We start from the raw sequence: 19,070 nt of genomic DNA, 5'->3' as shown, positions 1-19,070 counted from the left end.
GGGCACTCGGGCAGCTCTCATGCTGAGGCCGGCTCCGACCGAGCATCAGCCGGCCGGAACGTCTTCTTCATCGCCAGCGGGGACCCGCGTCATGAACTCCCTGAGTGTTTTCAGCGAGTCCCGCTCCAGCTGCCGTATCCGCTCCCGTGTCACGTCGTACGCCTGGCCGATAACCTCGAGGGTCTGCGGCTCGCCACTCCATCCGAATCGGCGTCGGATGATGTCAGCCTCGCGGGGTCCAAGCAACTGGTCGATGACTGCATTGACCGCTGCGTTGCGCTCGCACAGCAGCATCTCGTCCTCCGGGTGCGGAAGAGTGTGTTGGCTCTCCCCCGTATTGAGGTCGACCGGGCTGAACCGTTCAGCGAAAAGGCCCACGAGCTTCTCATCGTCCAGGATCCGATCCAGCGAACGAGGCTGCATATAGTCGACCCGCTCGATCAGGTCGATGTCATGGTCGCACAGTCGGGCATCTTCGCACCGGCGATGCTCACTGACTCGATCGAGCACATGCACGGGCACCCTGATAGTTCGTTCCTCGTCCTGAATGCCCCGGTTGATCGACTGGCGGATCCACCACGTTGCATACGTTGAGAACTTCTGTCCTCGCTTGAAGTCGAAACCGTCGACCGCACGCGTAAGCCCGATGTGGCCATGCGAGATGAGATCGAGAAATTCCAGGTGATGACAATGTCGTGCATAGGACTTTGCAATGCTGGCAACTAGGCGCAGGTTGCTTCTGACGAACTTCTCTTTCGCCTCCCGGCCCTCGCGCACAACTGCTTCGAGCTCATGGCGTCCGCGTCGCGTGGAGTAGCGCTCATTCTGCCAGAGGTGTTCCGCGTAGAGTCCCGCTTCGATGGTCTTCGCCAGCGCGACCTCATCTTCAGCGGTGAGCAACGGCGCCTTGCCGATGCCGATCAGATAAAGCTTGGTGCTGTCGTGCAAGCTTTTGCCGCCGAGCTGCGGCCTCAACTCGTCTGCGGCGACTTTCCGTTCATCCGGTATCCGAAGGACGATCTCAAACGCCCCGTCTTCAGCGGGCCCCGGTTCTGTCGGTGATGGCGAGGGCGCCTGAGGTTCAGGTGTCGCAGCGTGCGGGGCCTCGACGGGCTCAGGCACAAGGACCGTTTCAACTGTCGGCGGCACCTCCGCTTCGGAGTGCGGTTCAGCGAGAGGTGGCCGCATCTGTCGCCGGTCTTCGAGGAGGAAGCGTCTGAGGCTTCGCACCTCGTCACCGGTGAAGTGCCCGACACGATCTGCGAACTGTTCGATGTCAGCGTACTGGCGGCTCTTGCGCTCGAATGGATCCTCAGCAGTCCGTGCGGCGAAGACGTGAACGAAGCGCCCTCTGCCGCCATTCGGCTTGCGCCGGATGACTCGGCCGAGCCTCTGAATGGTCTGACGGGCCTGTCTCGACCCGGAAACCACGATCGCGAGGTCGGCTCGGGGCACATCGATTCCCTCGTCGAGGATCCGGGGCGCGCACAGCGCCTGCGCATGACCATGGCCGAAGCGGCTGAGAGCCCCGCGCCTGGTCTCCGGCGGAGAGTCGCTGCTGATCGACTCACACTTGACCCCTGCCGAACTGAGGACAGCGCCGGCTTGAGTTGAGCTGTCGATCGTGTCGGCAAAAACGAGGGTTCCATCCGATTTCGCGACAACCGGAGCAAGCTCCTCCAAAAGCCGAAGCTTGGATCGGGCATTCGACAGCACAGACTGCCTGCGGTTCATCGCGTCGAGATAGCGACGTGCCATCATCGCAGCCGGGCTGGGATCGTCCTTCCGGCCGGCGAGTCGAGAGACTGCCGTGAAGAACTTCCCCACCGGCGCGCCGACTAGTCCGAGCTTGTGCCGCAGTGGCCTTTCGAGTTTGCTCATCCGGCTGCTGAAGCGTTCATAGTTTGACCGCTCCTCGGCGTTCAGATCGATGCGCACGAACGCGAGGTCGAACGGAGCGATCACACCATCAGCGAGGGCTCGGTCGTACCACAGGCGAAAGATGACTCCGCCGAAGTAGGGATCCAATTGGTGCTTGTGTGCTTCATCCGGCCGCTCATAGGTGGCAGTCAGACCGAGTCGGTAGGAGAAGCGCTCGCTGAGCGCACGCACGAAGGACGGGGCCGCGTAGCGATGAGTCTCGTCAGCGATGAGAAGACCACTGTGGTGATCTGCCAGCTGCTCGCTGCGGGCAGCAGAGTGGACGACTGCAATGACGATGTCGCAGTCCCGAAGCGAATCGCGGCGCCCGTTGCCGAACATGCCGACGAGAGCATCGGGCAGGGTCGTGTTCAGTCGCGAAAACCACTGCTCCTGCAGCTCGATAGTCGGCACGAGCACCAGGACCTTGACTCCCATTCGGCACGCCTCGTATGCAGCGGTGATGCCGACCATCGTCTTGCCGGCACCGGTCACTGCCTCGATGACACCTCGACAATCTGATGCGTGCCAGCGGTCCAACGCCTCTGCCTGCCAATCCCACAGGCCGGGGTTCACCTCTCGCGCTGGCCGTCCGCGCACGAGAGCAAGGAACGGGTCGTGAGGCTCAGCCGGTTCTGTTCGCAATCTCGGCAACACAGCCTCGATTTCGTCAAGGCGCCCCGAGGGCTGCCGCCTGATCGGCGTGGGATCCATGATGGTCATCGCAACCTCATTTCGTAACCGGCGACCTATATCAGCCGACTTAGACGTGAGTGTATGCGGCGCGGCGGACATCACACTCACTCCGGCACGCAGCGCTCGCCGAAGCCCCCTCCGGCACCCCACCCTCCCCGCCCTCGTCAGTCGCGTCTCGGGTGTTTATGATGAGCACCACAACCCGGTGACGGCAGTCACACCCCGATCCTTCAGAGGAGCCCCACGTGAGTGCGCAACGAGAACTGTCCTACACCTCGGGCACGTCGTCCCAGCCGCTGCTCGGCGACACGATCGGTGCGAACTTCAAGAAGAACGTCGCCCGGTTCGCCGACCGCGAAGCCCTCGTCGACGCCCCGACCGGCCGCCGCTGGACCTACGCCGAACTCGATCGCGACTCCGATGCGGTGGCGATGAGCCTCATCGACCGCGGGATCGCCAAGGGCGACCGGGTCGGCATCTGGGCGCAGAACCTGCCGGAGTGGACGATCGTGCAGTACGCGGCGGCGAAAATCGGCGCGATCCTCGTCAACATCAATCCCGCATACCGGGCACATGAGCTCGAATACGTCATCAAGCAGTCCGGCACGACGCTGCTCATCTCACAGATGGCCGCCCCGCACTCGGACTTCGTGGCACTCGCTCGCGAGGTGGCCGGTGCGGTGGCGAACCTGCGGCTGGTCTTCATCGACACCGCCGCCGAGGAGGTCCTCGCCTCCCCTGCCGGCGGCCTCGACGAGTCGGAATCGTTCGCCCACCTGCTCGAACGCGGTCGAGAGCTCATGGACCGCCCAGCGGTCAAAGCCGATGTGCGGCTGGCAACGCTTGGCGCCGAGCTGGGAGCCGACGAGCCGATCAACATCCAGTACACCTCGGGAACCACCGGCTTCCCCAAGGGCGTGACCTTAAGCCACCACAACATCCTGAACAACGGCTACTTCATCGGCGAGCTGCTCGGCTACACCGAAGAGGACATCGTGTGCCTGCCGGTGCCGTTCTTTCACTGTTTTGGATGGTCATCGGCAACCTCGACATCTACTCCCACGGGGCGTGCGCGGTCATCCCCTCCCCTGGCTTCGACCCGCAGGCGACCCTGCAGGCGGTGACCGATGAGAAGGCCACGTCGCTGTACGGCGTGCCGACGATGTTCATCGCCGAGCTGGAGCTGGCAAACTTCTCCGACTTCGACCTCTCAACGCTGCGCACCGGCGTCATGGCCGGCTCCACCTGCCCGGTCGAGGTGATGAAGCGGGTCATCAGCGATATGAACATGGCCGAGGTGGCGATCTGCTACGGCATGACCGAGACCGCGCCGGTCTCGACGATGACCCGCACCGATGACAGCCTGGAGCGCCGCACCGAGACCGTCGGCCGGGTGATGCCGCACACTGAGGTCAAGGTCGTCGACCCGATCACCGGGCTGACGGTGCCGCGCGGTGAGAAGGGCGAGCTGTGCACGCGCGGCTACTGCGTGATGCTCGGATACTGGGAGGAGCCGGACAAGACCGCCGAGGCGATCGATGCCGCCCGCTGGATGCACACCGGGGATCTGGCGATCATGGACGACGACGGGTATCTCAACATCACCGGCCGGATCAAGGACATGGTGATCCGCGGTGGGGAGAACATCTACCCGCGTGAGATCGAGGAGTTCCTCTACCAGCATCCGGCGATCCGAGACGTGCAGGTGGTCGGGGTCTCCGATGAGAAGTACGGCGAGGAGCTCATGGCCTGGGTGATCCTGCGCGAGGGCGCTGAGGAGCTGACGATCGACCGGCTGCGCGAGTTCTGCTCCGGCCAGCTGGCGCATTACAAGATCCCCCGCTACCTGCAGATCACCGACGAGTTCCCCATGACGGTCTCGGGAAAGATCCGCAAGGTCGAGCTGCGGGCGAAGGCTGAGGAGCTGGTGAAGTAGTAGGGTGGGCGTGCGCCGAGCGACCGAGAGCGGAGCGCGGCGCAGATGGGCTGGCTCCCCGGCTTTATCCCGATCACGAACCCGTGCGTCAGCGAAGGAGAAGCATGATCAGAGCGATCTCAGTCACCCTCTTATCGCTGGGCGCTCTCGGTTTCCACTTCGCCGGGAACGCAACGGCCGCCATGCTCGCAGCGCTCGCGGCGCTGGCGGCGGCCTTTTTCTTCAGCAGGCCGATCCTGGGCAACCCTGCCGGCGTCTCGAAGCTCCCTGAGGGCGTCACTCCGGAGGACATCAAGAACTACCGCTCCGAGCACCCTGGGACCTCGGTCTCGGAGGCGATTCGGGCCTGCGCCAGACAGAAACGAGGATGAGCAGAAGGCGCGAACCTGACAATGGACTCGAGCCTTCTCACTACTCAGGAATCATTCAAAATCTCAGTCCAAAGCATGCTGAGAGTGGCTTCGACACCGCTCGGCCCCAAAGGCTCGATTTCAGCGGTGCGATGCAGACAGGGCCCTACCAACGTACCGCCTCACTTTCACAAGCGCAGGGAATAGGTATCTTAGGCGGCACAGTTTCCACGCCCTGGACATATGAGGCCAATTTCCTCACCCTCTACGCATTGATACACCTTCCGCGTTTAGGCTATAGCCTAAACTCACAAGATCAGACGACGCGGAGTAAACCAGTCGCAACGGCGGCTCGTAATGCACGGGGGAAGTATCGAATTCCAATGACGATCCATCGGCTGTATCAATCATCAGCACAACCCCACTCCCCACAGCAGATATTCGGTACAGGCCAAAAATGTAATCACAATGCGAGCTATCAAACTCCCATCGCCTCACGATCGAACCGGAGACTACATCCTCGGCAAGGAGACGGACTCCCTCAATCTGATCTCCCACCACCCGAAAATAAACGTAGACTGAGTCTTCAAAGCGAATCGCCCACGGCGATGTGATTGTCAGAGCATCCGACATCGAAAATCCTTGATAAAGATTCCGCGAATTCACATCAAGATCTCCGTCCGGTGGATTTAGATCAACATATTCTGAGAGAGCTCCTTCCGCATCGACTAGACGACGGTATGTCTCCGCAACCGAATTTATAACTTCAGAAGAACCATTGATTCTATTAGCAGCGGCTTTTACCTCGAAAGAGCCGAGGACAAGCCGGGAATCACCCGGATTTATACCACTTAACCGGCTAGACAATATCTCGATCGATCGAAAATCAAGTTCACGAAGCTTAATCGACCAGAAGTCCCTACGATTCTTAAGATCCGGAAATGGCTGCTGCGCGACCCCGAGGCTTAACGGACGAAGGCACTTCGGCGCAATTCGGCAAAGAAATAGTTCTGCGTGACGGGCAAAACTAGGCCTGTTTTGAACCTCGACTTCAATTATTGCGAGCAATAATAATGGGTCGACTCTATTCTGATAGGCGAACCGACAAATCGTCGCAATATAGTAAATCGGCGTTTTTAGGTTGCTTGGCTCCAAGACCGGAGCCGGCACTTCAGGCGAGGATCTAGTCGCGACATTGTAAGCAGCGAGACCTACTCCAACTAATATTGCCGTCCAAACGCCGGACATCAGGTTTTCCCAGCTAGGGAAAAACTGTCGGGCGTAGTCATCTCCAACAATCATTAAGACGGAAATAAACCCAAGGCAAATTAATGTCACCGCGAAGTACAATACTTGTCCCCCCACGCCTACGCCGACTGCTACCGCCCTGAAAAGCGTGACTCCATTCGTAGTCAGGAGATGGAAGAACAAGTAGGAAAGTATCAATATATTATTATTAAGGTTCACATCGATGCCAACGCTCACCAGAACCATGCCACCCAAGGAGAACGGGACGGCCCTCCACAGCAACACTTTAATGGGAGAATCGGTAAACCATGCAGTTGACCTAGTTGAGCTATCAAAATAGTTCTCGGGCCAACGGATTTTGACTAGTTGAAAAACGGCTTTTAACAGGAATGCGGCCACCGCGCCGATTATCATCGACGGCATTTATTTCTCTCCTTGAGAAACAGGCACATGACTAGGCCCGGAGTTGGATAGTGCACGCTCACACCTGCAGCTCGCCCATCTCGTCCCAGCCGTCGCCGTCGAACTGACGCGACAGGATCTTCGGCGTCGCGGTGAGGTGCGGCTTCATCGCTTCGAGGCCCTTGGCGAAGTGGTCGCTCGTGACGTGCGGTTCGGCGCCGTCGTCTGTGAATGCCTCGCAGAGGACGAACTCGTTCGGGTTCTCGAGGCTGCGTGACCATTCGAACCACAGGTTGCCCGGTTCTGCGCGCGTCGCCTCGGTGAATTCTCGGACGATCTCCGGCCACTGTTCGACGCTCTCATCCTTGACGGGGAACTTGACGACGATGAAGTACATGGTGCCCTCCTAGGCTCAGTGATCACACGCAACACCGCACAGACGCGGTAGTTGCGGCAGATGTCTGCAACCACCACGATTCCACACCGCTGTCGTCTCTGTCAGCAGCCGACCACAGTCGTCTCTGTCACCAGCCGGGTATCATCAGATGCGATGGCACACTCGATGCCTCAAGGCAGCTATGTCACATTGACCACCATGAGTGCCCGTACCGATGACCATCGCCACCGTGCACCAGCACCTGCCGGATGGCTCCACGGGCTGAAGACGGCCCGGTCGACGAGTTCGGACGCTGACATGGGGTACCTGGCAGCCGAGCTGCGCTCGTAGTTGTGCCCCGACGCTTGGGCCTTTCGTTCTAGCGGCGCAGTTCGTGCAGGATCGCAGCGATCCCGGTCCGCACACCGGTGCCCAGCGTCGTGCCGACCTCGTCCGGGGCGAAGAACGGCGAGTGATTGCCGGCCGGGCCGCCTTCGGTGGCCATCTTCTCCTCTGAGTAGGCGCCGAAGAACCAGTAGACGTAGGGCACGTCGATGGTGTCGCCGAACCAGCCAACGTCCTCGGACCCGGTCACCGGCTCGGTCTGCTTGACCTTGTCCTCGCCGAGCGTCTCAGCGAACACCTCCAACAGCTCCTCGGCATGGCTGGGGCTGTTGTAGCAGCGCGGGAACCGGTACATCTCTTCGATCGTCGGCTCCGGCGCCCCCGAGGCCTGGGCTTCGGCCTTGATGATCCGTTCGATCGCGGCGAGGACCTCTTCCCGGATCTCTTCGCTGAAGGTGCGGATGTTCATCGTGAACTCTGCCGAGTCCGGGATGATGTTCTCCTTCAGCCCTCCCTTGACCGTCGCGATCGTCACCACCACCGCTTCGCGTGCGGAGATCTCGCGGGACACGACCGTCTGCAGGCGCGTGATCATGAACGCCGCCAACACGATCGGGTCGATCGCCGCCTCGGGCTGGGAGCCGTGCGCCTGCTTGCCGTGCACTGTCACGCGCAGACAGTCCGACATCGCCATCGCAGTGCCTACCGACAGGCTGACGTGGCCGGCCCGGCCGGGCCACACATGCTGGCCGTAGACGGCCTGCGGCTTGGGAACCTGATCCCACAGCCCGTCGTTGAGCATCGCGAGTGCGCCCTGGGCGGTCTCCTCTCCGGGCTGGAAGATCATCACGACGGTGCCGGACCAGGCCCCGCGGTTTGCGGTCAAAAGCCGGGCGATGCCGAGTGCCACTGTGATGTGGGTGTCGTGCCCGCAGCCGTGCATGACCGGTGTTTCGGTGCCGTCGGGCAGGGTGCCCCGGGCGGTCGAGGCGTAGTCGAGGCCGGTATCCTCGGCGATCGGCAGGCCGTCGGTGTCCGCCCGGTAGGCGACCACCGGTCCGGTGCCGTTGTCGATGACGGCGACGACGCCGGTGCCGCCGAAGCGCTGGGGTGTCAGGTCGAGAGCGCGCAGGTGCTCCTCGATGCGAGCGGCGGTCCACTCCTCCTGCATCGACAGTTCCGGATGCGCGTGGAACTCCCGGTACTCTTCTTCGAGCTGCGGCAGCAAGGCGCTGAGCTGACGGTCGATCTCGGCTGAGGTGAGCGGCGCGTCGATGGGCATAGGTCCTCCGTTTCCGTAGTCAGCGCTCGTCTGGTCAGCGCTGGTCATGCGCGTCCTTTCAGCCTATCTGCCGCGCTACCCGATCCACCCGAACCGATTGACCACCGCGTCGAAGATCAGCAGCGCACCGATGACGAAGAAGGTCACCGCGGTGACAGTCCCGGTGTTGCGCTCAACCCAGGCGCGGAAACCGGCGAGCGCAGGCTCGATCCGCTCGTGGACGAGCAGCCGGATGATCGTGAGGATGAGGGCCGGCAGCACCATGACCACCGCGTAGGCTGCCAGCGTCAGGACCCCGGGCAGGCTCTTGTTGATGATGATGCCGATGCTGGCCAGATACGGGTACATGCCGGTGATCTCGATGAGACCGGCGATGAGCGCCAGGCCCGAGGCGGTGGCGAAGGTGCCGGTGACGGCCACCTTGTCCTGGAATCGGTTGGCGAAGCCCATCTGGCCCTCCCACAGTCTGCGGGGCAGGAATGCCGAGGCGAGGCAGATGACACCGAGGATGAGCTCGATCCACGGAATGGCTGACCATTCGCCGAGCCAGCCGAAGGCCGCCAGCCCGCCGTAGTACAGCGCGATGCCGACCAGCCAATAGAACGCAGCAAGAACTGCCAGGTAGACGAACACGAGGCTGATGCGCACCCGCTGGGCCAGCAGCATCCACAGCGGAATGCCGAGTGTGCCGATACTCGTGGCATCGAGCAGCGCAAGCCCGGCGAGGAGGAGCAGCGTGGCAGTCATCGTCACCATTCAAGCACGACCGGACCCCCGAACCCACGGCTTGTCTCGTAGCTCGCCGCAGCCCGAGAAGCAGACACGCCCGCCGCTTCGGGAAGTGTGTGCTCCCAGGCGGCGGGCGTGTGCCGGTGCGTCACTCAGCCGTGACGTATGCTGCGGAGATTCCGCCGTCGACGGTGAACGTCGCGGCGTTGACGAAAGAGGCGTCGTCGCTGGCGAGGAACGCGACTGCCGCGGCGATCTCCTCGGGCTCGCCGAAGCGTCCGCGCGGGACGTGGACGAGCCGGCGCTGCGCCTGCTCGGGGTCCTTGGCGAAAAGCTCCTCGAGCAGCGGGGTATTGACCGGTCCGGGGCACAGCGCGTTGACGCGGATGCCCTCCTTGGCGAACTGCACGCCGAGTTCGCGGCTCATCGACAGCACGCCGCCCTTCGAGGCGGAGTACGAGATCTGCGAGGTCGCCGCGCCGAGCAGGGCGACGAAGGAAGCGGTGTTGATGATCGAGCCGGACTTCTGCTTGACCATGTGCTCAAGGGCGTACTTGCAGCACAGGTAGACCGAGGTGAGGTTGACGGTCTGCACCTTCGCCCACGCATCGATGCCGGTGGTGAGGATCGAGTTGTCCTCAGTCGGGTTGATGCCGGCGTTGTTGAAGGCCACGTCGACGCGGCCGTACTCGGCGACCGTCTGCTCGAACAGTGCCTTGACGCTGTCCTCGTCGGCGACATTCGTGCGGACGAACAGGCCGCCGAGCTCCTCGGCGACCTCCGGGCCGCGGGTCTCATCAAGGTCGGCGATGACGACGATCGCACCCTCGGAGGTCAGTCGGCGAGCGCTGGCCAGGCCGATGCCCGAGGCTCCGCCGGTGATGACGCAGACCTTGCCGTCCATCCGGCCGGCGACTGGTGTGTGCATGTGATTCTCCTTCTGTCAGGAAGTGCTAGTGGGGTTCATTCGGTTGAGTCTGCTGCGTCTGTGCCGTCAGTCCGCGGCGGGGCCGACGGCGATGAAGACGTTCTTCGTCTCGGTGAAGGCGGCGACCGCATCGGGGCCGAGCTCGCGGCCGAGGCCGGACTGCTTGTAGCCGCCGAACGGCGTCCAGTACCGCACCGAGGAGTGGGAGTTGACCGACAGGTTCCCGGCCTCGACGCCGCGCGAGACGCGGATCGCCCGGTCGAGGTCGCGGGTCCAGATCGAGCCGGAGAGCCCGTATTCGGTGTTGTTGGCAATCGACACCGCCTCGGACTCCGACCGGAACGGCACGACGGAGAGCACGGGACCGAAGATCTCCTCGTTGAAGTCGCGGGCGGTGATGTCATCAGGGGTGATGACCGTCGGCGGGAACCAGAAGCCCGGGCCGGTCGGACACTGACCCTGGAACGCCACCTCGGCGTCGTCGACATAGGCGGCGACCGAATCGCGGTGGGCGGCGGTCACGAGCGGGCCCATGTCCGCCTCGGGGTCGGTCGGATCGGTGCAGCGGAATCCGCTGACAGCGTCCTTGAGTTCGCTGAGGAAGTCGTCGAAGACATCGGCGTGGACGAGCAGCCTCGAGCGTGAGCAGCAGTCCTGGCCGGCGTTGTCGAACACGCCGCCGGGGGCTGCGGCTGCTGCGGCTGCGAGGTCGGCGTCGGGGAAGACGATGTTGGCGTTCTTGCCGCCGAGCTCCAGGGTCAGGTTCTTCACCTGGTCGGCGCAGCCGGCCATGATCCGCTTGCCGACTTCGGTCGAGCCGGTGAAGACGACCTTGCGCACACCAGGATGGGTGACGAACCGCTCGCCGACGACCGAGCCCTTGCCCGGCAGGATCGTGAGCACGCCCTCGGGGATCCCTGCTTCGAGCGCGAGCTCACCGATCCGCATGGCCGTCAGCGGCGTGACCTCGGCGGGCTTGAGCACGACGGTGTTGCCGGCGGCAAGCGCCGGGCCGAAGCCCCATGCAGCGATCGGCATCGGGAAGTTCCACGGCACGATGACGCCGACGACGCCGAGCGGCTCGGCGAAGGTGATGTTGATACCGCCGTCGACCGGGATCTGCCGGCCGAAGAGACGCTCGGGGGCGGCGGCGGAGTATTCGAGCACGTCGCGGACGTTGCCGGCCTCCCAAGTCGCGTTGGAGATCGTGTGCCCGGAGTTGGCGACTTCGAGTTCGGCGAGTTCGTCGATGTGCTCGTCGACGACGGCGGCGAAGCGGCGCAGCAGGCGGGCGCGGTCGCTCGGCGCGACGGCCCGCCACTGCTCGAATGCCCGCTGGGCCCGTTCGATCGCGGCGTCGACAGCGGCGACATCGGCCAGTTCGACGGTTCGGATCGGTTCGGCTGTGGCGGGGTTGATGACCTCGTAGGTGCTCATTGTCCTCCTCCGGACATGTCGGTGCGGTAGCTGCGGGCGGCGGCGACGAGTCCTGTGACGACGCGCGCGTCGGCGCTGTTGTGTTCGGGGTGCCACTGCACGGCGAGCAGCCAGCCGTTGCCGGGCAGCGTGGCCTGCCCTGCCTGCTCCCCCGTTCCCGAGGCGGTGGCCGGCTCGAGGATCTCGATCGTCCCATCGGCGGCCCGCCCGGTGACGTGCAGTCCCGGGGCGAGGCGGTCGACGGCCTGGTGGTGGAAGCACGGAGCCGTCGTCTCGGTTCCGAGCAGCGCGGCGGCGGTGGTGTCCGGATCGATCTGGACGGTCACCTCGCCATAGACGCCTGGGGCGGGCTGATAGTCGGAATGGCCGAGGATCTCGGGCAGATGCTGGTGCAGGGTGCCGCCGAATGCCGCGTTGATGACCTGCATTCCGCGGCAGATGCCGAGCACCGGCATGCCCCGCTCGCGGGCCTCTTTCAGCAGAGCGAATTCGTGTTCGTCCCGCCACGGCTGGGCTGCGGTCGTCGGGTGGGCGTCAGCCCCGTAGGTGTCCGGGCCGACGTCTGCTCCGCCGGAGATGAGCAGCCCGTCGACCGCGTCGAGCATCGACGGGTGGGTGCCGTGCGGCGGCAGCAGGATCGGCACGCCGCCGGCCGCGGTGACCATGCGGACGTATTCGGCCGGGATGAGGGCCGCCTCGACTCCGCGCCAGTGACTCCAGTCAGCCGGCTGCATGTACGTCGTGATCCCGATCCGCGGCGGGACCGCCGCCTCGGGCGCGTCAGAGCCGTTCGAAGCCACGGAAGCGCTCCCAATCGGTCACGGCGGCCTCGAACTGCGAGATCTCGACGTTCGCGGCGTTGACATAGTGCTTGATGACGTCCTCGCCGAATGCCTCGCGGGCGATCTCGGAATTCGCCAGGCGGTCGCGGGCGTCGCGCAGATTCGTCGGCAGGCGGCGGGCGTCGGAGGCGTAGGCGTTGCCGTCGGTCACCGGCGGGAGTTCGAGCTCGTTGTCGATGCCGTGGATGCCGGCGGCGATGAGCGAGGCGACGGCGAGGTACGGGTTGAGGTCGGCACCGCCGACGCGGCACTCAACGCGCAGCGACGGGCCGGAGCCGACGACGCGGAAGGCGCACGAGCGGTTGTCGAAGCCCCACGCGACGGCTGTCGGGGCGAATGAGCCTTCGACGAAGCGCTTGTAGGAGTTGATGTTCGGGGCGTGGAAGTAGGTGAAGTCTTCGATGCAGGCGAGCTGACCGGCGATGAACTGGCCCATGAGCGGGGAGAATCCGTGCTCGTCGTCACCGGCCATGGCGAGTTCGCCGTCGAGTCCGCGGAAGGACAGGTGCACGTGGCAGGACGAGCCTTCGAGTTCGTTGAACTTCGCCATGAACGTGATCGCCTTGCCGTGCTGGGAGGCGATCTCCTTCGCCCCGTTCTTGTACACGGCATGGTTGTCGCAGGAGCGGATCGCCTCGTCGTACTTAAAGGTGATCTCGTGCTGGCCGAGGTTGCATTCGCCCTTGGCGCTTTCGACGTACATGCCTGCCCCGGCCATCGAGTTGCGGATGTCGCGCAGCAACGGCTCGATGCGGGCGGTACCCAACAGCGAGTAGTCGACGTTGTACTGGTTCGACGGAGTGAGGTCGCGATAGCCGCGGTTGAAGGACTCCTCATAGCTGGTGTCGAAGGTGACGAACTCCAGCTCAGTGCCGGCAAAAGCCTTGAGACCGCGCTCTTCGAGTCGCTTCACCTGGGCCGCGAGGATCTGCCGCGGGCTGGCGACGACGGGCTCACCGTTGGTCCATTCGATGTCGCAGGTGACGAGCGCAGTTCCCGGCTGCCAAGGGATGAGCCGCAGTGTCGAGAGATCCGGTTTCATGACGAGGTCACCGTAACCGGTGCTCCACGACGACATTTCGTAACCATCGACGGTGTTCATGTCGACATCGACGGCGAGGAGGTAATTGCATCCTTCCGAACCGTGGTCAATGGCGTCGTCGACGAAGAAGCGCGCTCCGAGCCGCTTCCCCTGCAGCCGCCCTTGCACGTCGGTGAACGCGACGACGACGGTGTCGATCGTTCCTTCGTCGACGAGGCCGATGAGGTCCTCGCGCGTGAGGGCTGGTGCTGGGTTTGAGCCAGTCGTGACTCGTTGCCGATCCGAAACACTCATGGGGATTGCCACGATAGTCCTTTCAATTAATTAGATATATAACAGTACAAACGACGGGGCGTCGTTCTAAAAGTAACCGAGCAGCCAGGAAGGAGCCAAAAGAAAAAGACGTCAATTCTGCCCGTTAAAAATCAGCTGATTCACGGCCACCACGAGGGCACTTTCACCCTTCACTAAGTCAGAATCCGAAGTGAACTCATGATGGTTATGCGTAATGCCTGCAACGCTTGTCACAAACAGCAAGATCGAAGGTATGCCAGCGTTACTCAGAGCTACAGCATCGTGACCTGCAATAGTCGAAAGTCTCATTACACTCAGACCATTGTCACGAAGAAGCGAGGCCACATCTTCGGAGAGCGATCCCGCCAACTGGCTCGCGGGACGCGCAGACCAAGGTTCAACCTGAAACTGCACGCCGCAGGCTTCGCCAAGACTTTCCAGCTGGTCAGTGAACGACGATAAGGCAGCCCTGACCCGATCCTCGCATGCACTCCTTAACTCAACTTTAAATCGGACCTTAGACGGCGTCGCATTAGGAGAATTAGGAACAATCTGCATCCACGCTACGGCGGTATGCAGGAGGCCATCAGGATCACCTGCACCAAGTTCAAAGATTGAAGTAACTGCTCGGCTTGCCGCGTACAGCGCGTCTCGCCTCTTACACATCGGCGTAGAGCCAGTATGAGTTTGCTCACCAATAACCGTAATGTCAGTTTTATAAGCCGACCAAATCGAGTCAACTACACCAACATCGATGCCGGCAGACTCCAAACGATCACCCTGTTCCACATGAAGCTCAGCGTATCCCACAGTGGCCCGGCGCAGGGTCGACGCCGATGCAAAGCTCACACGGGAAGTCATTTCGTGCTGTGTGAGACCATCACATCCTGAAGCCAATGACGACCGAAAGCTATCGAGAGCTTCCGAGACGCATACACCTTGAGCGTCGATGCAATTGACAGCGTCCTCTATCGAAAGTACTCCGGTAAACACGGAGCTTCCCATCAGGCTAGGCTGGAATCGAGCCCCTTCCTCGTTAGTCCAGTTCACAACGCCGAGGTTGATTCCGGATTGCTGCCAAACACGCTCTTTACAACCGGACACAACTCTTAACGATGCGAGCACTCCAACCTGTCCGTCAAACCGCCCACCGTCAGGCTGACTATCAAGATGCGAGCCGGTCAACACAAGTCGATCCGAGTCCGTTAGCGCCTTAACGAGGCCATATATGTTGCCGATTTCATCAATATAAACATGGAGACCGTCATTAAGCATTGTCTTAATGAGCAACAGGCGCGCCTCAATATCCGAAGCGCTGAGCGCGAGCCGCTCAATGCCAGTATTATTCTTTGCACCAATGCAAGAGAACGTACTCATCAAAGAAGGAAGATCAGGTAGCGTCATTTGGCAGCCTCCAACCAGAACGAATATTCATCGCGGCGGGAAACCCAGAAGGTACGGTAAAGCTTCCAGGTGCCATACTTGTAATAATCGAAGTCCACATCACGGGCATGGTTATTGATCAATCCCCAAAGACCCCATTTGGTATCCGCAATCATTCGCGAGAGCATTGCCCTAGCAAAGAATCGCTCATCATGCTCACCCCGATAGACCTGAACAAGATCACGCGACCGTTCAACGTCAACAAACATTTCGGCAAGGATCAGTCCAAGTTCATAGCTAGCTTCGTTATTTGCGGCGTAGTCAAAATCAATAAGCTTAACGTCGCCTCCAGGGCCAAGCAAAAAGTTCCCTGGCATCGGGTCATTATGCGCAGGCACCAGTTCGAGGCCGTCCTTCATGAACGCGTTCACTGCCAGCTCGTAGTTATTCAATACGTCCGTAGACCAATGAGGAAGCGCAATATTCTCGTCACGCACCTGCGACAGATGCTCTTCGACCATATCGACCATAGTTTTGGTCTCCGAAAGCCTATCCGTGGTGTGCCAAGCTCGATAGGTTTCCATTACTGAGTGGCAAAACGATTCGTTTTGAAAGTCTAAAGTCGTCGCTGCGCGATATCCATCCTCTACAAATTGTGCAAACTCAATCCCGGTTTCGATGTCGAAGTGTAAGACAGCAGGGCTAATACCAACGGCATGCGCCTGAGTGGCAGCTTGATTGGCCGTAGTCCTGTTTATAAACTTCTCGGTCCCCGGACCTGGCACTTTTGCAAAAATCGGCCCCTCGCCGCCGATCCAGAGCTTATAATTAGAGTTAGTAATCCCACCGTGTACAATTTCAGCCTTTATAGGCTTTGCAGTCCACTCCGGCTTTGTGCTGATAGCGTTAACAAGCGCTTCGGGCAGATTGGCAGAAGTCACAGCAGTTCACCTTTCAGTTCTCTTCTGGTTGCATCCTCATTGAAGAGCAATTCGGCCAGAGTCATACGCCAAAGGCCGTACTTAATTGAGTCTAGATTGACATCTGGGTCAAGCACGGCTCTAAGATGAGTCAACACCGCCCAGCGGAGATGCTCGATTCCAGCTACAAGCTTAAGCACAGCACGATCTGTCGCATCAGCATCGGGCAATAGCTCGCGTACATAATCATCGAGTTCGAGTGCCCCTGGGCAAGCCTCAGCAACCAACGTGGCACTGTCGTGAACCTTTGATAGCATGGCAGCCGAGCTCCACCCGACTAGCTTTACTTGACCCCCGGGGCCGATCATAAAGTTAGAAACAGTACCCTCGCCTTGCGACGGATAAAATCTACGCTGAGAACGGTATTCGAGAAGAGGCGCCTTGAACTCGTTCACAAGTTCCAATAGATTGATAATTCGTTTGTCCAGGCTAACGCCGTAATCGCGGCATTCATCTACGAGGTGGTTAAGCTCGATCAGGGGGCTCCGCTGGGACAGAACTTGACCAGAATCCGCGAATGCTTCGCGCGCTGCTCGTATACTCTGACGGATAGTTTCATCTTGGAACACGTCGAGGCGTCCCACCTTCCAACGAGGCCCAAGATCCTCCATGAGCAACAATCCTAGTTCCGAGTCCGCAGCGAGCACGCGCGGCCCTACCCCAATTTCACCGGCTTTTGTCGCTGCGGCCATCAAGTTATCGCGATTCCGCCAGGACCATGCATGCCGTGTCAGCCGCTTCAGGAGTACAGTTCCATGATCCGCGCTCTGCCCCTTATACAACAGACTGTCCGACGCCCACCAGCTTGGGGATGGCACCTGAGGCACCTGTGCCTTCCACTCAATCTCGGAATGGCCGAAACCCGATGCCCATTCATCGATATCTTCGTACCACGTACTCATACTGATCCCTTCATAGATTTTCTGATTCGTATTCGTTTCTCAGCGTTGGAATAATCCGGTATGCTTAGCACTGAAACGCGGCTATCTTTGAGCGCAAATGTCGTTCCTATGATGATCATTACCAAAGGCAAACTCAGCGGTATTACGCCCCAAGGGGCCAGGAGTTGACTCAAAGCGCCGTAAAGCAAACCAGAGGATAAACAAGCTACTCCAGTGGCAATAAATGACTTCCATCCGACTTCGAGCACTATTCCAAAAAGACCAACACCGACGACCGCAGCGTTGTAGCCCCATAGCCCATGAAAGATCTCATACCCGTCAGCACCTATTGCCAACCCAGAAATCGCCCCAAGGCAAGAACCAAGTATCACCATCACAGCCCCGATACGAGTAGCTGCGGCGATTGCAACCACGATAAGGATGCCAACTAGGGCAGAGTCCATCAACACTACTTGACCTATACCACGGAAAGTCGCATTGAACATGCCTTCTAGTATCCCGACCTCACCCCCGGCTACAGCTTCCCTAAGGTGTGGATCCGGTGCTTTTGCGTAACGCTCTACCGGCTGCAACAACGCGACGTTAGCACCGCCATATATCGTGGCTGGAAGAAGTAGAAGCATGAGTACGCCGAGTACGCCAAATGTTAGCGAAAGAGCAGGCACTTCGAACTTTACGACTAGCACTTCGATTGTTATCTTCATAATTGGTACCGAAACCGAAGCCGCAAGAAGAGAGAGCAGTGCTGAGGTCAAGACCCAGGGGCCAATCAAAAACACGGCGCCAAGTACGCCAAATAAGGCTCCGTTAAAAGAATAGAAGCCTAACCGTACTACACTTTCGTCATATCCAAGCAGCATTGCCGTAAGAACCGATACCGCAGACCCTGCCAGCACCAGAACCGCTGCCCAAATTGAATTGGTAGCTACAGCTATAACTAATAAGAAGCCCGTGATAGGGTTGTTGATCAAAAAAATCTGACCAATTCCTCGTAGCGTGCTGTCCAGCACGCCCAGAACGCTACTCTTGTCTTGCACGTTCCTAGTCAGGTCAAACGTGCCAGAATACGTATCCCGCCAGTCTTGCTTCACTCTATTCATTTTATCGTCCGATCTGCGGTAACGCGGCACTTGCACGTCGGGTCCGTTTTATGGTTACTTGTCACGGTAAGTTTAGTAATATCGGCTCTGAACAGGTCTCGGGACTGTTCGATAGGTCGCCCGTCCTTGGCGTAAGCTATTCGAGAAATGTCGAACAAGGGATCACCTAAACTAATCGTTAGCTGATATGCTGCAGCGGATGAGGCCCGAGCGACCGTTATCGTCTCTTTCGCAGTGTCAACTTTCATACCATAATCGCTGTACATTAACGCATATATAGACCTCAGGTCGCGCTTAAGGAGATCTGGGAATATGTCGGCAGGCAACGTCATTTGCTCGAGCGAAAGGGGCGTACCGTTCGCAGACCGCAATCTTTTGATTGTGAGCACGCGGTCGCCGCGGTCCAGCTTTAGACTCTCTCGTTCGCGAGGCCAAGCAAAACGTTCCTCCGTCTTGAGAATCGCGGTTGTGGCCTTGAATCCCTGATCAGTCAGGAACGTAGGAACTCCTTCTACGGAATTCAAGGAACGACGAATGACCAACGGCGGATTTTTTTCCGAGGAATCGGGCTGTGTGTAGGGCCCGTCAACTTCGTCTTGAATAAAGGTGCCTCCACCACGCCCTAGCCGTTTCACGAGGTGCCCGGATCGAACCAGCTCCGCAAGCTGTTTTCTCAGCGTTTCGCGCGCTACTCCTAGCTGCTGCGCAAGCTCCCGTTCAGGCGGTAGTTTTAGTACGCCTTCTGCGCGGTTGCGCTCAATTAGATAGACCAAGTCATCCCGCAGCACAGCGCCAACCCCCTTTATTTGGTCTAGTCAGCTATACCTAATATGTTCTCCGACACCTCTGTCGATGACCATGGCGTTCAGTATATAGTG

15 protein-coding genes and 1 pseudogene are annotated in these 19,070 nt (G+C 60.2%); 2 read left to right on the top strand and 14 right to left on the bottom strand.

Going from position 1 to position 19,070, the window contains the following annotated elements:
• Window positions 1-45: 45 nt before the first annotated feature.
• A complete protein-coding gene (locus HLA91_RS01165) occupies window positions 46-2,643 on the bottom strand; it encodes a sigma-70 family RNA polymerase sigma factor (protein ID WP_170273192.1) in 2,598 nt (865 codons plus the stop codon).
• A 218-nt stretch (window positions 2,644-2,861) separates the two neighbouring features.
• Here HLA91_RS01165 and HLA91_RS01160 point away from each other — a divergent pair.
• Both HLA91_RS01160 and HLA91_RS01155 read left to right on the top strand, forming a co-directional pair.
• A pseudogene (locus HLA91_RS01160) lies at window positions 2,862-4,552 on the top strand (AMP-binding protein).
• A 104-nt stretch (window positions 4,553-4,656) separates the two neighbouring features.
• The gene (locus tag HLA91_RS01155) at window positions 4,657-4,923 is read left to right on the top strand and encodes a hypothetical protein (RefSeq protein ID WP_170273191.1); all 267 of its coding nucleotides are present in this window, start codon (window positions 4,657-4,659) and stop codon (window positions 4,921-4,923) included.
• Between the two features lie 237 nt (window positions 4,924-5,160).
• On the opposite strand, the gene HLA91_RS01150 is transcribed toward HLA91_RS01155, so the two are convergent.
• The 13 genes from HLA91_RS01150 to HLA91_RS14255 form a co-directional block, all read right to left on the bottom strand.
• Complete coding sequence (locus HLA91_RS01150) at window positions 5,161-6,573, bottom strand: hypothetical protein (protein WP_170273190.1); 1,413 nt, start codon at window positions 6,571-6,573, stop codon at window positions 5,161-5,163.
• Window positions 6,574-6,631: 58 nt separating this feature from the next.
• Entirely contained in the window at window positions 6,632-6,949 is a 318-nt protein-coding gene (locus HLA91_RS01145; RefSeq protein WP_170273189.1) for a putative quinol monooxygenase, read from the bottom strand.
• Between the two features lie 358 nt (window positions 6,950-7,307).
• Window positions 7,308-8,603, bottom strand: coding sequence for an amidohydrolase (locus HLA91_RS01140; RefSeq protein WP_249361998.1), 1,296 nt, complete (start codon window positions 8,601-8,603; stop codon window positions 7,308-7,310).
• 27 nt (window positions 8,604-8,630) lie between these two features.
• Window positions 8,631-9,302, bottom strand: a complete 672-nt coding sequence (locus HLA91_RS01135) for a GAP family protein (RefSeq protein ID WP_170273188.1) — start codon at window positions 9,300-9,302, stop codon at window positions 8,631-8,633.
• Between the two features lie 130 nt (window positions 9,303-9,432).
• On the bottom strand, window positions 9,433-10,212 hold the full coding sequence (locus HLA91_RS01130; protein WP_170273187.1) for a 3-oxoacyl-ACP reductase: 780 nt from the start codon (window positions 10,210-10,212) through the stop codon (window positions 9,433-9,435).
• Window positions 10,213-10,278: 66 nt separating this feature from the next.
• A complete protein-coding gene (locus HLA91_RS01125) occupies window positions 10,279-11,649 on the bottom strand; it encodes an aldehyde dehydrogenase family protein (RefSeq protein ID WP_170273186.1) in 1,371 nt (456 codons plus the stop codon).
• Window positions 11,646-12,449, bottom strand: a complete 804-nt coding sequence (locus HLA91_RS01120; RefSeq protein WP_170273185.1) for a gamma-glutamyl-gamma-aminobutyrate hydrolase family protein — start codon at window positions 12,447-12,449, stop codon at window positions 11,646-11,648. The genes HLA91_RS01125 and HLA91_RS01120 overlap by 4 nt, the downstream gene beginning before the upstream one ends.
• Window positions 12,430-13,827, bottom strand: a complete 1,398-nt coding sequence (locus tag HLA91_RS01115; RefSeq protein ID WP_170273526.1) for a glutamine synthetase family protein — start codon at window positions 13,825-13,827, stop codon at window positions 12,430-12,432. The genes HLA91_RS01120 and HLA91_RS01115 overlap by 20 nt, the downstream gene beginning before the upstream one ends.
• Window positions 13,828-13,938: 111 nt before the next feature.
• Window positions 13,939-15,231 (bottom strand): hydantoinase/carbamoylase family amidase, encoded by a 1,293-nt coding sequence (locus HLA91_RS01110; RefSeq protein ID WP_170273184.1) that lies wholly within the window; start codon window positions 15,229-15,231, stop codon window positions 13,939-13,941.
• Window positions 15,228-16,151: a phosphotransferase gene (locus tag HLA91_RS01105; protein ID WP_170273183.1), complete on the bottom strand. Its 924-nt coding sequence runs from the start codon at window positions 16,149-16,151 to the stop codon at window positions 15,228-15,230. Before HLA91_RS01105 ends, HLA91_RS01110 begins: the two co-directional genes overlap by 4 nt.
• Complete coding sequence (locus HLA91_RS01100; protein WP_170273182.1) at window positions 16,148-17,092, bottom strand: hypothetical protein; 945 nt, start codon at window positions 17,090-17,092, stop codon at window positions 16,148-16,150. The genes HLA91_RS01105 and HLA91_RS01100 overlap by 4 nt, the downstream gene beginning before the upstream one ends.
• Window positions 17,089-18,102 carry an urea transporter gene (locus HLA91_RS01095; protein ID WP_212753874.1) on the bottom strand — a complete coding sequence of 338 codons (1,014 nt, stop codon included), beginning with the start codon at window positions 18,100-18,102 and terminating at the stop codon, window positions 17,089-17,091. The genes HLA91_RS01100 and HLA91_RS01095 overlap by 4 nt, the downstream gene beginning before the upstream one ends.
• A gap of 86 nt (window positions 18,103-18,188) precedes the next feature.
• Entirely contained in the window at window positions 18,189-18,980 is a 792-nt protein-coding gene (locus HLA91_RS14255) for a GntR family transcriptional regulator (protein ID WP_170273180.1), read from the bottom strand.
• Window positions 18,981-19,070: the final 90 nt, after the last annotated feature.

The organism is Brevibacterium luteolum (assembly GCF_013004595.1).
In the GTDB taxonomy this organism is placed as follows: domain Bacteria; phylum Actinomycetota; class Actinomycetes; order Actinomycetales; family Brevibacteriaceae; genus Brevibacterium; species Brevibacterium luteolum.
Note: the sequence above shows the minus strand (reverse complement) of the source record. Positions and strands in the feature narration are given on the sequence as shown.